Genomic DNA, 14789 nt, shown 5'->3' with positions numbered 1-14789 from the left:
CAACATGTCCTGGCGTATCAATAAAATTCAACTGATAGGTTTGGCCGTCAGCTGCGGTGTAATCTAAGGTAACGCTTTGAGCCTTGATAGTAATACCGCGCTCTCGCTCAATATCCATAGAATCTAGCACTTGCTGGGACATTTCCCGGTCTGTCAGACCACCACAAATTTGAATAAACCGATCAGCAATGGTGGATTTACCATGATCGATATGTGCGATGATAGAAAAGTTACGTATATTGTTCATTTAGTTACATTTTCATTAGTGACGTCGGTGGCCATTCCGAACAGTTAACATAGATTTTGCATGACATGCATTGTTCCCGCTGGCAGATGATATAGGCCTTTGAGTCACGCGCTCAGCAAATGATCCCACATTATACGCATTTCACTATGACAAAACGATAATCTCGACACGCCTTAGATAAAAACGTGACTTCTGAATACCAGTCTGACACTCTGTCTTCGCTCATGGCTGAGAAGACTTCTGAGTCAGATCATCTCAATAGCAATACAGTACTTTTGTGGACAATAATTACTATGGATAAAGCGGTCCTGACGGGTCCCATCATTAAAACCTTCTTAAGCTATGCCATCCCCTCCATTTTGGGCTTATTAGCCATCACTACGGCCAGTATCGTAGATGGTATTTTTGTCGGCCAATTTGTCAGTGCTCAGGGGCTCGCAGCCATCAATTTACTGATTCCCTATCTGTCTTTGATATTTGGACTGGCTTTAATGTTTTCCATTGGAGGAGCCGTTCGAGCTGGCTATTATATTGGTCAGAAACGTTTTCAGTCAGCATCCGATGTCTTTAGCCAGTGTCTGCTTATTATTGTCGTTATTGGACTTGGTTTTCTGCTTTTTTCCTGGTTATTCACTGACGCTATATTGCTTTTTCTCGGCACGCCCGCCTCCATACTAACGTTAATCAGGCCTTATTTTCTGATCATCAGTGCCGTATTGCTTATTCAGATTTCTACGATGGTGATGTATTACTTTATTCGTCAGGATAATGCTCAAACACTCGCTTCAGTGGCATTAATCAGCGGCGCCATCATTAATATTATTCTGGATGCTGTGTTTATTATCGTATTCGAATGGGGACTAAAAGGCGCTGCAGCTGCAACAGCCATTGCACAAACCATACAACTGATTATGTTAAGTCGTTATTTTTTACGATCTCAGAAAAAGTTAACTTTTTCATTCATCCAACATAATAAATCAGAAATAAAACCCGTAATGTTTAATGGCGGATCAGAGTTTATCAATGAAATCTCTGGGGGATTGGTCATCCTGGTATTGAACTGGATTTTAGTCAGTCGGCTTGATGTTGAGGGTATCGCGGCTTTTGCCGTCATTAATTACCTGATCTTTATCAGTCTGATGCTGTATTACGGCATATCTGATGCGTTACATTTGGTGGTCAGTCAAAATCATGGGGCCCGAAATACCCGGCGAATCAGTCAGTTTATGCTAACAGCCATCATCGGTATTCTTTGCATCAGTATCAGTGTGACACTGTGCTTGCTCTATTTCCCAGAACACATCAGCAGCCTGTTTCTAGATAAAACAGCCGAACACACGATGCAATTATCCAAACACTTTATTTCTCTATTGTGGCCGTTATTTTTGATAAATGGTGTTAATGTGATTCTTTCTATTTATTTAACGGCCATCCAGAAACCAATTCCCTCTATGGCCATCGCGTTATCGAGAGGATTATTCTTGCCTATCGTATTGTTACTCGTTTTGTCTTGGTTACTTCCAGAGCCTGAATTTCTTATTGCTTTACCACTCTCAGAATGGCTGACATTTTTACTCGCTATCCTCTTATTTATCCGATATCGCCCAATAAAACTGGATTAAACGCCGCTAAAGTATCTTTTTTAACAGCAGAAGAATGGCAACAAAATTCATATGTCATGAATCATCAGGCAAAAAAATGAGCCAGATAACAGACATTATCTGGCTCATAGCAAAGTCTGAGAGAGTATTCAGACGGTTGGGGAAATTAGAACTGCCAAGCCACGCTCAGGCGAACATCACGACCTGGTTCGTTGAAACCTCTAACCAAATAATAGCCTGGTACGTGAGTAAAGTCAGCGACACTGGAATGGGAAATATAGTTCTTATCAAACACATTACGTACAGTCAGACCAACACGGATATCATCGATCGTAGATGGGCTCCATTGCACATATAAGTCGTGTATACCATAACCAGGTTGATCAAAATCGTACCCTGGGGCATCAGCATCAAGTCCAGGAGACTTGATACCGTCATGCCCTTTCACGAAGTGAGCGTTCCATCCCAGGTTCCACTGAGCATTTAGCTGATAATCTAATTGTGTAATCAGCGTGTCTCTAACGGTGTTAGCTATACCGTTGTGGTCATACGCGTTGGCGTCATAACCATCAATTTCAATATCATTATGGTGGTAGCTGACACGAGCCAATAAGGTTTCCCAACGATGTCCAAGCTCAAGAATATACCCATCTGACTCTAAATCACCAACATTCTGGAATACCGCGGGGCGACTACCCACAGATGCCACGACATCTTTGATTTGGCTCTTATAAACTTTCGCTGAACCAAACCAAGTCCGCGAATCATAGGCAAAACCAAACTCAATATTTTCTGCCTTCTCTGGTTTTATATTTGGGTCAATCACAGAGGAATCAAATTTAAATGCATCTTGAGCCATTGGGCCTTTAAATGCTTCAGCGTAAGAAGCAAAAGCACTCCAGTTATCAGTGAGGTGATAATTTAAACCAATATTATGACTGACTTCATCTTCGTCGAAACTTGAGTTATTTGCGTTGTGCTCTAATTCATAGTCGTCATAACGTAAACCCGCGCTCAATAACAAAGCATCGGTTAATTGAATATCATCCTGAACATACAGACCTTTGACTTTTGACTCATCTTTAATAGAGCTACCACTATCCACACCTTTTAACTCTGATTCATCTTCACGGTAGTCAACACCATAGGTCAGCGTATGCATACCAACAAAACTTGTATTCCGTAAATCAAAGCCTTTACTCTTACCTATGCCTTTAAAGGCACCAAATGGGCCATCCTGCAAGAATTCTGAATCGGTGTTATATACCGTAAGGTTTAGATCTAGATATTGATTATCAATAGGATTCAACGCGTAGTTAAGCGTAACCGTTTCCCGTTCATTCTCAGAGAAATAGAGATAATTACCACGCTGGACCGGCAAACCAGTTGGTGCAGGAGAATACACCCATTGAGGACGTTGTGTTCTATCACCTTCATCATCTCGTTTTTCATAGCTGAGACGAAGAGTCTGGCTATCAGTCAGATGCCCAACTAGTTTGGCAAACAGATAATCTTGATCAGATTCCGTGCCTAATACTTGATCACCATTGCCATCTTCATAATTATCAGTATTCGATTGTGTGTAAGAGGCCATTGCACTCCAGTCATCCGTTAGACGACCGTATAAACTCGTATTTGTTTTGAAGCTGTCAGTATTACTAGAAAACATGCCTTTAACCAGGCCACCAAATTGTTTACCAGGTTTCAGCATATCTTCAGGATCTTTAGTGACAAATTTCACTGAACCACCTAGTGCACCTGGACCTGACAATGCATTACCTGCACCGGCATTAACCTCAACTCGCTTAAGCAATTCAGGTTCAATGCTGATACGACCAACATGGTGAAATTGTCTAGTAGCCTGCTGCGCGCCATCAATAGTGATATTTAATAGCTGGTCTTCAATACCACGAATATAGAGTTTTTGAGCAATATCAGGGCCACCGCCAATAGTCACTTCAGGTGACTGACTAAAAAGGTCTTCCAAATCATTCGCCTGAAGTTTTTCAATCTGCTGAGAATCTACACCATTTAACTCTGGGGTAATGGTATTACTCGTTACCTTAACAGTATCCAAAATTATTTCTTCAGCTATTGCAGCCTGTGAAAACATCGCGGCGAAAAGCGCGACAGAAAGTACAGTCCGATGACTAATTGGGTTTAAGCTTTTACTCACAACCACCTCGTTAATAATAATCATTATCAAATAAAACAAGATCGCATTCTAATGATTAAGCGAGGTGATGAATATGAAATTTACAATTGTTACATTTCAATCCTAACTTGCAGGTAGGATCATGTTCATTCTTAAGCCACCCGTCACTAAGTTCTCAGCGCTCAATTGTCCACCACACACTTCAATATGGCGTTTAGCCAGGCTCAAACCCACACCAAATCCACGATGAAGCTGACGCCCAGAATGAGCCAGCCTGAAAAAAGGTTTAAAGATATTGGTTAAATGGTGTGGTGCTATACCTGGGCCGAAGTCATCAATATAGATTTGGTATTGATCTGCCACTTTCTCAACGATGACTTTGACGGTTTGGCCATCAGGGGTATGTGCTAGTGCATTCCTGAGAATATTTTCAAAGGCGTGTCCTATAGCACGCGCACTGCTGTTTTCAATAATCGCGTGCTCTGGCATCGTCGCCTTGATTTCGCATTTGGGAAACTCAAACCTCGCATCCTCAACGATACTATCGATCAAATCAGTTAAGTCTAATGTTTCTTGACGTAAATCGGGACATTCGTTATCAAGCCACGCCAAAGTGAGTGTATCCTCAACCAATACACGCATTTGCTGACTTTCATATCGAATTCGTTCTATCAATTTCGGATCAAGATCCTGACTTTCAGCCCAGCTTAATGCTAATTCCACTCGTGCTAGCGGGGTTCTAAGTTCATGAGAGAGATCAGAAATGAGGTGACGCTGTGTTTGAATTAAGTGACCTATTCGCTCTGCCATCCCATCAAAGGTGTCACCCAAGGCGGTAATTTCGTCTTGACGTTTTGCCAAAGTGTTCCCGACACGCACATTGAAATTACCATCACTAAATTGCCTTGTTGCTTTTTCCAGTTGAGTAAGTGGTGACATGACATGGCGATAGATAATCAAGCTAATTAAAGTCATCAACAATAAAGGCAAGGCGATCTGTAACAGCAAGCTAGTCTGAAACCAGTATGCTCCTGGCCGCATTCGATCCGGTAAGGTGATGAGAAAATGTGTTTTACCGTCAGAAAAAGGCAAATCCATTGTCGGGTTTTCTTTGAAATAGAGATGTATTTTCCAGCTGATGTCACGACCAAGAGCAAATCTCTCCTGGTATTGTTCTGATATATAGCTATTTCCTACTGGTGCAACATTGGAAGAAACAACAGCTACCCAGGTATTTTCTTTTTCTTGAAGATGCTTGACCCACTCATTTAGCGATTGAATATCACCGTTTTCATGATATTTCTCAGCCAGTTTGGCATACGCTTTTAATTCAGACTGGTAACGCTGATCAATGAAACTCATATGCTGCTCTGTGTGCAGTAGCAAAACATGTATCAGCCAAAAAAGTAAAATAGTGCCAATGACTATGGTTGCGACTAACTTCCATAGTAAGCGACGCTTCATAATAAAATATATCCTGTCCCATGCACGGTTTGTAGGTGATCAGCGGGTAGTCCCGCCGAGACTAACTTCCGCCTAACCCGGCTCATATGCATATCAAGACTTCTGTCATAACGACTAAACTCTTTTTCCAATACGAGACGATATAGTTGTGGTTTGCTGAGCGTTTGTTTGGGATTCTGCATCAGTGTCCACAAAAGTTTGAACTGTATAGGGGTAAATGGAATGGTTTGGCCCGCAAACGAAACGGTTTGTTTGTGTTTATTTAACTCAATACCGTGTCTTCTGAGATAATGATGATCATCGTCATTGATTTGTGGTGCTGAACGCCTGAGAATCGCTTCTATCCTTAATATCAACTCGGTGAAATTAAATGGTTTTGACAAATAATCATCTGCACCACTTTTTAATCCAAGAATACGTTCTTCCTCTGCACCATGTGCAGTTAGCATAATCACTGGCGTAACACGCGTTTGCCTGATTGTTTTTAAAATTTGGTAGCCATCTTTTTCTGGCAAAGACACATCCAATAAAATTAAATCCAACGACAAACTGATAGATTTTGTCAGACCATCATTACCATCATGTGCTACTACCGTATCAAAACCAGCATTCACAAGAAGCTGCTCTAATTGCTGGTTTAATGTGATGTCATCCTCAACTATAAGCACTCTAGGTGGCATGATTTGACGTTACCTTTAAAATCTTAATAACAATTGTTCGTATTATGAATAATAGCAGATAAGTCGTTATTTAACTGACATCGAAGGTAAAAAAAAAGCCGTTGATATACATCAACGGCTTTTTTAGTTTGATTGAAAGAGAAGTTACTCTTTAATTTCTAACGCCAGGAACTGTGCAGAACCACCACGTTGTACTAACACAGGAATCGGTTTATTAGCAGGCAGTTTTTTTGCCACCTCAATAAATTGATGAGGATCCTGGATATCAGTGTTGTTGATACTCAGAAGAATATCACCAGGTCTAATACCGGCTTTAATTGCGGGTCCTTGCTCAACCTTCATGACCATGACACCACCTTTTGCGACGTCAAACTGTTTACGTTGCTCCGGCGTGATATCAGCGACTTCCATTGATAAACGTGAATCGACAAACCGGCCAGGTTTTGAACTATTGTTGGTGAGGTCTTCATCTTTTGGTAGTTCTTCGATGGTGACTTTGAGTGTTTCGTGCTTATTATTACGCATCACCTCAACTTCTACTTCTTTACCTACTTTTGTTCTACCAACGATTGGTGGTAAATCAGAAGAGGTCTCTACTTCTTTACCATCAAAATCAAGAATCACGTCACCTGCTTTGAAACCTGCTCGTGCTGCCGGGCTGTCGTCGACGACACGAGAGATAAGTGCACCGCTTGGTTTAGATAAACCAAATGATTCGGCGAGTTCGCGTGTTACATCTTGAATAACGACGCCTAACCAGCCACGGCTGACATAGCCTTGTGATTTAATCTGATCCACCACATTCATCACGGTACCAATTGGGATAGCAAACGATACCCCCATAAAACCACCGGTACGACTATAAATTTGTGAGTTGATACCAATCACTTCGCCGTCCAGATTAAATAGTGGGCCACCGGAGTTACCGGGATTAATAGCCACATCTGTTTGAATGAAGGGTACATAACTATCGCTAGGTAAACTACGGCCTAAGGCGCTGATAATGCCAGCGGTTGCAGAGTAGTCAAAGCCGAAAGGTGAGCCAATCGCTAACACCCACTCTCCCACTTTCAAATCATCTGAGTCACCGAGTTTGACGGCTTTTAAGTTTTTGGCATCGACTTTGATTAAGGCAACATCACTGCGTGCATCGCTACCTAATACTTTTGCCTCTAATTCAGTTCTATCACTGAAACGAACGATGATTTCATCAGCATCTTTGATAACATGATGATTAGTCAGTATGTAACCATCAGAAGACAAAACAAAACCAGAACCTAGAGATTCACTTTCTCTCGGCATTGGTGAGCCACCCTGTTCACCAAAAAACTTTTTGAAGAACTCATCCATCCCTGAACCTTCAGGTAACTCCAAACCACGTGGTAGCATTGAAGTGGGAGTTTGCTCTGTTTTGTTATGAGTTCGGATGTTTACAACAGCATCACCATTGTCGGCAACGAGTTCGGTAAATTCTGGTAGTGACCGGGCCTGAACACTAACACTTAGCATTAGCCAAGTCATTAGCATTGCTAACGCCGTCCAATTTTTGTTTACTCTCATTTGAAGTCCTCATTTGGTTTGACATTGATACCGGCATCATGATGACTCATACGGTGCTTAACCCATACAAAGCCAGTAATCAGACCTAATAGACCAGACACAATTTGCAGCAGTTCCCCACCCCCCATTAAACGCACGGTAATTGCGATGGTAAATAGGAGAATAAGCGGCAACATGTACATCATGAAAGCCCCTGTTAACAAGGCTTCTTCAGGAATTGAAACGGTCACCTGTTGACCCACTTTCAACTCTCCCTCGTCCTTAACCGCTATACGAGAAAATTTTTTGCCAACATGCTTGGATAACAAGCCAGTACCACAGCCTTTACGTGCCTGGCATTGACCGCAAGTTGACTGGCGTTCGGCTTCTACCCAGACTTGTTCACCACTTCTACTGGCTACGGTCGCTTTTTGTTCAATCATTCCTGTTCGGCCTGACTGAAGGCGATAGCACTCCCGATCTTTTCAACAGTAACGGCAGGTACCTCACCCACTACGGTGACGAAATGTGCATTCATGATTGTGCCAAAAGCATTAATACCACCCACGTGCGAAGCACCATGCAGGTGATTGTGTTTGGCACGAATTTTCTCAATAAAAACAGACACTGAGCTTAGGCCATCACTGTAAACACGTTGTTCAACATCGGCCCCATTACTGGATCTTAGGCGGTTCTGTAAAGCAACTAAAGCGAATCCGTCAGGCAACCAATTCACCTGCCATGCCAGTTCATGGTGGTGTTCTTCAATGTCGATAGGTTCTTGAGGTTCTGTCTTGTGCCAGACCATGTCATCTTCAGCTAGTAGTGACTCGAACTTATAATCTGGAATAGGTTCGCCTGTGCTAACTGATGAAAAAGAAAATGTTTCCAGCACATCACCATCTTGAGCTATAAGTTCTGACTTTAGAAGAAGGTATGTTTCAACATCAACCCACAAACGATAGCCATAACGGTAATTATCATTGGGCGTAATCAATAACTGGTAGGCATCTTTACCAGCAACGCGTTTTTTTCCACCCATTTCAACTTCATAGTACGGTGCTGCAGAGCTGAAACGTCGAGGTAAGTCACTTGGAAACCCTCCACTCAGTGGACGACGACTAACATTGATTTGTTTACCATCGGGACTGATGCACGTCACCATATCGTTACTACGAATAACTTCTCTGGCAGCACCATTCAGAGAAATCATTCTTTCGAGCTCACCATTGTCATCTGACCGATGGAAAATACGTATTGACTGTAAGTTTCTGCCAGACTGATAGTTAAATACCCCTTCGTAGGTCAATGTTTTTGCCGCGGAAGTCATTTTTTCAAGGATCTGCATTGCTCGCGGATCATCAGCATGCGCCAGAGCAGAAAATGATAAAAATGTGACAACTAACAGGTGGAGCATGACACGCATTAGAGATTACTCCTCACCGTACGACACAACTCTTGCGTATGAGAATAAGCCTGATGCACCGGCATATTCATTGTGATCGACCAAGTAGTCGTTCAACCTGTCTTCGACTTCGGTCTCTCCCACTGTCCACCGATTCGTTTCGGCAACAGTCGTTTGTTGTTGCAACGGTTCAGATTGAGCCATATTAGTGGTAGGCATCACGGTCTGAGGTTGTGACATTAACCCCACTACAGCTAGCGCACCGAGTGATGCAGCCGCTGCCAGGCCAGCTGTTTGTCGCCAAAACCAATCAGGAAGTGCAAACACTTTTGCTGTTTTCGTTTTTTCAGTTGCATTGATATGCAAATCAGGCTCATCTGATAGTGCCTGATGTATTCTGTCTGTTAAATCAACGTGATTATGATCAGTGACATAGCCATGTAGAAGATCACTCGAGAACTGATATCTCATGTAATCCACTTTGGCACTGTCATCTGTTTTCATCAATGCCAACAACTCATCAAGCTCTTGCTCATTAAGTTCGCCATCAACAAACGCTGACAATAGTTCTTGTTGCTTGATTGTCATAGTTCCTCTCCACCCATTACTGCTTTGACCTGTTTATCTATTGCCTCTCTGGCGCGAAAAATACGCGACCGTACGGTCCCAATTGGACAATCCATTGCCTGTGCAATTTCCTCATAGCTCAGACCTTCAAACTCCCGCAGTTTGATTGCCGTTGCCGTATCTTCAGGCAATTCCTGAATCGCATCATGAATTGCTTGTTGTAAGTCATCACTCATCAGACTACTTTCAGGCGTCTCAAATTCCTTCAATTCGGGCGCATCGTAATAAATAGTTGCATCCATAGCGTCAACATCACTAACTGGCGGCCTTCTGGAGGCAGCGGTCAGATAGTTTTTTGATGTATTGATTGCAATACGATATAACCATGTATAAAAGGCACTATCGCCTCTGAAGCCGGGTAAAGCACGGTAAGCTTTAATAAAGGCTTCTTGCGCAACATCCATCGCTTCAACAGGATCATGAACAAACCCTGTAATGACGTGAATGATTCTTTGCTGATACTTCATTATCAGCAAGTCAAACGCCTTTTTATCACCTGCTTGTACGCGCCGTACTAGCTCTTGATCCACATTCATCCTATCATCCGGCTTGAGTCGACACGTTCATTGCTTCAATTAATCCAGCTTGATTGACCATGTCGATTTAACTTTGTTCCACATTCAGTGCAAAATAAACTTTCTTATTGTACCTGTATAGAGACTTATGACCACAACGCATCATTACGATATTTTAATCATTGGCAGTGGCACCGCCGGACTGACCCTTGCTTTACATATGGCAAACGATGTCAAAGTCGCTGTAATATCAAAGGGTCAACTTGAAGAAGGCGCCTCTTTGTATGCTCAGGGTGGCATCTCTGTGGTTCTTGATAAAACCGACTCTATCCAGTCACATATTGATGATACTTTGCGGGCAGGTGCGGGACTATGCAATGAAAAGTCAGTCCGCTTTACCGTCGAGCATGCCCGCGAAAATATTGAGTGGCTTATCAATCAGGGAGTGACATTTACTCGCGATGGCATCACCTCAGAAACTTACCACCTTACACAGGAAGGTGGACACAGTCATCGACGTATTATTCATTCAGCAGATGCCACTGGCAGAGAAGTTGAAACAACTTTGCTCGATAAGGCTAAAGCACATCCTAATATCGAAATGCTGCCTTACCATATCGGCATCGATCTCATCAGTAGTAGTAAACAACTTGGTGAAAAAGAAAACCGTATTCTCGGCTGCTATGTGCTTGATATACAAAAAGATGAAGCCAAAACATTGTTGGCACCCATTACCGTACTGGCCACAGGTGGCGCGGGAAAGGTCTATCTTTACACCAGCAACCCAGATGTATCGACCGGTGATGGCATAGCCATGGGCTGGCGTGCAGGCTGCCGTATAGCCAATATGGAATTTATTCAGTTCCATCCAACATGCCTGTTCCACCCTCAAGCAAAATCATTTTTGATCAGTGAGGCATTACGTGGTGAAGGCGCCAAGTTGGTATTAGCGAATGGTGAACAATTCATGGAGCGATTTCATCCTCAAGCTGAACTCGCGCCAAGGGATGTTGTTGCCAGAGCTATTGATCACGAAATGAAACGCACAGGACATGACTGTGTATATCTTGATATCTCCCATAAACCCGCTTCATTTATCAAAGAACACTTTCCTACTATTTATCAACGTTGTTTAGAATTTGGTATAGATATCACCAAACAACCCATTCCCGTGGTACCAGCGGCACATTACACTTGTGGCGGTATTATGACTGATTTAAATGGCAGGACCGATGTACCCGGTTTGTATGCCATTGGGGAGACAGCCCATACTGGTTTACATGGTGCCAATCGGATGGCCAGTAATTCGTTACTAGAATGTCTGGTATTCGCAAAATCAGCCGCTGAAGATATAAAAAAACAGCTACCACTGGTCACCTCTGCCATCGTGCCTCAATGGGATGCTAGTCAAGTACACCCAGCAAAAGAGGCTGTTGCGATTAGTCATAACTGGGATGAGTTACGACGTTGTATGTGGAACTATGTAGGCATTGTTCGGAAGACCGATCGTTTACTCAGAGCAAAGCAGCGCTTGCAAGTCCTGCAAGCTGAAATTCGTGATTTTTATACTAAACACCATATCAGTGCAGATTTACTGGAGCTGAGAAACCTCGCTGATGTAGCTGAACTCATCATTGAATCAGCTTTGCGTCGAAAAGAAAGCCGAGGCCTTCATTACATTCTGGATTATCCAGAGACCGATAACACGCATTCGGCTACTGAAACGATTATTGCTCCCAAGAATCAGGATGACGAAGCTCAGCTCTGAGTTTTCTCCAATCATTTTTTTCCACGGCATCTATCGGAATCATCAGCGTATGACCTCGTCCATGCCTAGATGGATTTAAATAGATGAATAAAACATAAGGTAATTGAGTGCTCGATTTCAGTGTATAAGGTCCTGACACTGAGCCATCGTTATAGTTTAGAAACCATTGTCTATCCTTGCTCATGCTGATTCCAGTCACAGACGCTTTTCCAGACACTCTCTTGTAGCGGCGTAACCAGATGACAAATCCCACACAAGCAAAACTAATTAACACATCCGTCAGCAGAGGCCCCATGCTTGCTTTGTTAAGCAGCAGTAAACTGATGACAACGACATGCAGCCATGCCATATATCTAAACTCATACTGTGATTGACTGATCTCAACCTTCATCCTTGAATGCCCTTTATTTTCATCCCTGTTTTAGCATCGCTTATACAGTTAGAATAAAGTCTGTTCACAATAAATCGCAATATATCTATGAATTTTCAGACTCTTTCTCAATCCACACCCAGCGTCAATTACTTGTCCGAAGTTAGTCATGATACATCGCCCGTAGCAATGGCCTTGCCCTCGCTCTCTGTCATTCAAGTCTCGGGTGAAGAAGCAGACAGTTTTTTACAGAATCTACTGACGAATGATATCCGCACATTAACGAACAATACTGCTCAGCTAAGTGGTTTTTGCAACCCTAAAGGTCGCTTATTAAGCCTGTTCTACGTTGTTAAGCGTGAAAAAGATTTTCTGCTAATCACAGCCACAGATCTAGCTGATAGCATTGCTCAACGATTGACGATGTTTAAGCTGCGTAGCAAGGTAGATATTTCTGTGAGCGCTGAACTCAATACAATGGGATATATCAGTGAAGCTCCGCTTAAAGATCAGGCGAGTACATTCTGGTCAGCTAGTGAGCATGATGGACAGTTGAGTATATATCTGCCGGGCAATTTGCATCGATATTTAGTTATCACGCCAGTAGATAAAAGTATCATCGAAAACAGTCGTATCGGTTCAGAGAACCTGTGGCAAAGTGCTGATATTACATCAGGCTTACCCAAGGTCAGTCTTTTAACTAAAGAACAATTTACTCCTCAGCAACTCAATTTGGATGTCATCGGTGGTGTCAGTTTCAAAAAAGGCTGTTATCCAGGTCAGGAAGTGGTGGCTCGACTGCACTATCTGGGAAAACCCAGTCGCCGCTTATTTTTAGCTGAAATAACAACATCACATCTTCCTGAGCCCAATACCGAAGTCATTGATGAAGCTGGCGATGTAGCTGGACATGTAGTTCAAGCCGCGATGAACCAGGCTGATAATGGCCTATGTCACCTCAGTATAAAATTATCAGCACAAGCAAAATCACTCTATATTGGTCAGGATAAAATCTCGACACTCACTGCCTTGGTTGATGATCCAGAGTGACTATTCCTCCAGAGCCAGTTTTTTGAGTTTGTAACGCAACGAGCGAAAACTGATACCAAGCTTTTTGGCGGCGGCAGTCTTATTCCACCGGGTTGATTCCAGTGCATCCACGATAAGCTGCCGCTCCTGATCTTCAAGATGCGATTCAAGATCCGTCTCTCCACTTAACTGCGGCAGGTCAACGTTGAACACGGCACTGTCGGCCCCGGTTGTGGCAGGTAGCATTAAATCATCTTTTTGAATGAGATTTCCTTCAGACCAGGTCATTGCTCGCTCTAGGATATTTTCAAGCTCACGGACGTTACCCGGGAAAGCATAGGCGCAAAGTGCTTCAATTGCAGCCGTCTCTATACCTGGTTTGTTCTCACCATTTTTGGTCGCAAGCTGACTCAGAATATGATCAACCAACATGGGTATATCTGCCTGTCGCTGACGTAAGGGAGGGACAGACAGCTCAATGACATTGAGACGATAAAACAAATCCTCCCGGAAATGCCCTTGTTTGACACATTCCGCTAGGTTTTTATGTGTTGCAGATAAAATGCGTACATCAACACTCATTTCTTCGTTGCCACCGACTGGTCGTATGGCTTTTTCCTGAATCGCTCTAAGCAACTTCACCTGCATCATCAGTGGTAAGTCGGCCACTTCATCTAAAAACAAGGTGCCACCATTGGCAGCCTGAAACAGTCCTTGCTTATCTGAGACAGCCCCCGTGAAAGCTCCCTTTTTATGCCCGAAGAATTCACTTTCTACTAATTCAGCTGGAATAGCGCCACAATTTATGGGCACAAAACTTTGCGACGAGCGACTGCCTAGTTCATGAATAAGACGTGCCACCAGTTCTTTGCCAGTTCCTGACTCACCGGTGATATACACCGGAGCCTGACTACGAGCCAATTTACTGATCTTACTTCTTAACGAACGTATGACATCGGTATCACCAAGTAATTTATCTCTGGAACGGCGTTCTTTATTTTCTGTTTTTAAAGGAGATAAATTTAATGCCGAATTGACGAGATCACGTAGCACTTTGAGTTTGAGAGGTTTTGAAACAAAATCAAAAGCACCCGACTTCAGTGCTTCAACAGCCAAGTCAACATTACCGTGGGCGGTAATCACGGCCACTGGACAGTTAGGATAAGATTTCTGAATCAGACGAACAATATCCAAACCATTGCCGTCCGGCAAACGCATATCCGTAAAACACAAATCAAATGACTGTTGTTTTAATGCTTGTGTCGCTTGAGCTACGTTTTCTGCTGTGACGCAATCGATAGACATGCCAGACAATGTCATGGTTAATAACTCAAGAATATCGGGCTCATCATCAATAACTAATGCTTGTCTATTCATTCTTTAATCATT

The 14789-nt window shown here is 42.9% G+C and carries 14 protein-coding genes; 3 read left to right on the top strand and 11 right to left on the bottom strand.

Features of this window, described 5'->3' with window-relative positions:
- Positions 1-247 (bottom strand): GTP-binding protein (locus tag B3014_RS11220; protein WP_289286984.1); only part of this gene is annotated, 247 nt, incomplete at its 3' end.
- A 293-nt stretch (positions 248-540) separates the two neighbouring features.
- On the opposite strand from B3014_RS11220, the gene B3014_RS11215 reads away from it, so the two are divergent.
- Positions 541-1869 (top strand): MATE family efflux transporter, encoded by a 1329-nt coding sequence (locus B3014_RS11215; protein WP_289243828.1) that lies wholly within the window; start codon positions 541-543, stop codon positions 1867-1869.
- Between the two features lie 145 nt (positions 1870-2014).
- On the opposite strand, the gene B3014_RS11210 is transcribed toward B3014_RS11215, so the two are convergent.
- The 8 genes from B3014_RS11210 to rpoE all read right to left on the bottom strand — a co-directional run bounded on the left by B3014_RS11210 (position 2015) and on the right by rpoE (position 10254).
- The gene (locus B3014_RS11210) at positions 2015-4024 is read right to left on the bottom strand and encodes a TonB-dependent receptor domain-containing protein (protein WP_289243829.1); all 2010 of its coding nucleotides are present in this window, start codon (positions 4022-4024) and stop codon (positions 2015-2017) included.
- Between the two features lie 102 nt (positions 4025-4126).
- The gene (locus B3014_RS11205; protein ID WP_289286983.1) at positions 4127-5365 is read right to left on the bottom strand and encodes a sensor histidine kinase; all 1239 of its coding nucleotides are present in this window, start codon (positions 5363-5365) and stop codon (positions 4127-4129) included.
- 98 nt (positions 5366-5463) lie between these two features.
- Positions 5464-6147: a response regulator transcription factor gene (locus B3014_RS11200; protein WP_289243831.1), complete on the bottom strand. Its 684-nt coding sequence runs from the start codon at positions 6145-6147 to the stop codon at positions 5464-5466.
- A gap of 144 nt (positions 6148-6291) precedes the next feature.
- The gene (locus B3014_RS11195; RefSeq protein ID WP_289243832.1) at positions 6292-7707 is read right to left on the bottom strand and encodes a DegQ family serine endoprotease; all 1416 of its coding nucleotides are present in this window, start codon (positions 7705-7707) and stop codon (positions 6292-6294) included.
- Positions 7704-8129 (bottom strand): SoxR reducing system RseC family protein, encoded by a 426-nt coding sequence (locus tag B3014_RS11190; RefSeq protein ID WP_289243833.1) that lies wholly within the window; start codon positions 8127-8129, stop codon positions 7704-7706. Before B3014_RS11190 ends, B3014_RS11195 begins: the two co-directional genes overlap by 4 nt.
- Positions 8126-9112: a MucB/RseB C-terminal domain-containing protein gene (locus B3014_RS11185; protein WP_286305175.1), complete on the bottom strand. Its 987-nt coding sequence runs from the start codon at positions 9110-9112 to the stop codon at positions 8126-8128. Before B3014_RS11185 ends, B3014_RS11190 begins: the two co-directional genes overlap by 4 nt.
- Positions 9113-9118: 6 nt before the next feature.
- Complete coding sequence (locus tag B3014_RS11180) at positions 9119-9679, bottom strand: sigma-E factor negative regulatory protein (RefSeq protein ID WP_286305176.1); 561 nt, start codon at positions 9677-9679, stop codon at positions 9119-9121.
- Positions 9676-10254 carry an RNA polymerase sigma factor RpoE gene (gene rpoE / locus B3014_RS11175; RefSeq protein WP_007145701.1) on the bottom strand — a complete coding sequence of 193 codons (579 nt, stop codon included), beginning with the start codon at positions 10252-10254 and terminating at the stop codon, positions 9676-9678. The genes B3014_RS11180 and rpoE overlap by 4 nt, the downstream gene beginning before the upstream one ends.
- 127 nt (positions 10255-10381) lie before the next feature.
- On the opposite strand from rpoE, the gene nadB reads away from it, so the two are divergent.
- Positions 10382-12001, top strand: a complete 1620-nt coding sequence (nadB, locus tag B3014_RS11170; protein WP_286305177.1) for an L-aspartate oxidase — start codon at positions 10382-10384, stop codon at positions 11999-12001.
- Here the strand turns inward: nadB and B3014_RS11165 are convergent.
- Positions 11961-12350 (bottom strand): protein YgfX, encoded by a 390-nt coding sequence (locus B3014_RS11165; protein ID WP_289243834.1) that lies wholly within the window; start codon positions 12348-12350, stop codon positions 11961-11963. The two genes, nadB and B3014_RS11165, sit on opposite strands and share 41 nt — an antisense overlap.
- Positions 12351-12479: 129 nt before the next feature.
- Here B3014_RS11165 and B3014_RS11160 point away from each other — a divergent pair, with 129 nt between their 5' ends.
- Positions 12480-13421 (top strand): YgfZ/GcvT domain-containing protein, encoded by a 942-nt coding sequence (locus tag B3014_RS11160; RefSeq protein WP_289243835.1) that lies wholly within the window; start codon positions 12480-12482, stop codon positions 13419-13421.
- On the opposite strand, the gene B3014_RS11155 is transcribed toward B3014_RS11160, so the two are convergent.
- Positions 13422-14777 carry a sigma-54-dependent transcriptional regulator gene (locus B3014_RS11155; protein ID WP_289243836.1) on the bottom strand — a complete coding sequence of 452 codons (1356 nt, stop codon included), beginning with the start codon at positions 14775-14777 and terminating at the stop codon, positions 13422-13424.
- Positions 14778-14789 lie beyond the last annotated feature (12 nt).

It is taken from the genome of Methylophaga sp. UBA678 (genome assembly GCF_002299105.1).
In the GTDB taxonomy this organism is placed as follows: Bacteria; Pseudomonadota; Gammaproteobacteria; order Nitrosococcales; family Methylophagaceae; genus Methylophaga; species Methylophaga marina.
This window is presented reverse-complemented; position numbering and strand designations above follow the sequence as displayed.

Excerpts from the sequence above, each read along its gene's own strand:
- B3014_RS11215 (WP_289243828.1), top strand. The coding sequence starts at position 541 with ATGGATAAAGCGGTCCTGACGGGTCCCATCATTAAAACCTTCTTAAGC.
- nadB (WP_286305177.1), top strand. The coding sequence starts at position 10,382 with ATGACCACAACGCATCATTACGATATTTTAATCATTGGCAGTGGCACC.
- rpoE (WP_007145701.1), bottom strand. The coding sequence starts at position 10,254 with ATGAATGTGGATCAAGAGCTAGTACGGCGCGTACAAGCAGGTGATAAA.
- B3014_RS11200 (WP_289243831.1), bottom strand. The coding sequence starts at position 6,147 with ATGCCACCTAGAGTGCTTATAGTTGAGGATGACATCACATTAAACCAG.
- B3014_RS11155 (WP_289243836.1), bottom strand. The coding sequence starts at position 14,777 with ATGAATAGACAAGCATTAGTTATTGATGATGAGCCCGATATTCTTGAG.
- B3014_RS11185 (WP_286305175.1), bottom strand. The coding sequence starts at position 9,112 with ATGCGTGTCATGCTCCACCTGTTAGTTGTCACATTTTTATCATTTTCT.
- B3014_RS11165 (WP_289243834.1), bottom strand. The coding sequence starts at position 12,350 with ATGGCATGGCTGCATGTCGTTGTCATCAGTTTACTGCTGCTTAACAAA.
- B3014_RS11180 (WP_286305176.1), bottom strand. The coding sequence starts at position 9,679 with ATGACAATCAAGCAACAAGAACTATTGTCAGCGTTTGTTGATGGCGAA.
- B3014_RS11190 (WP_289243833.1), bottom strand. The coding sequence starts at position 8,129 with ATGATTGAACAAAAAGCGACCGTAGCCAGTAGAAGTGGTGAACAAGTC.
- B3014_RS11160 (WP_289243835.1), top strand. The coding sequence starts at position 12,480 with ATGAATTTTCAGACTCTTTCTCAATCCACACCCAGCGTCAATTACTTG.
- B3014_RS11195 (WP_289243832.1), bottom strand. The coding sequence starts at position 7,707 with ATGAGAGTAAACAAAAATTGGACGGCGTTAGCAATGCTAATGACTTGG.
- B3014_RS11205 (WP_289286983.1), bottom strand. The coding sequence starts at position 5,365 with ATGAGTTTCATTGATCAGCGTTACCAGTCTGAATTAAAAGCGTATGCC.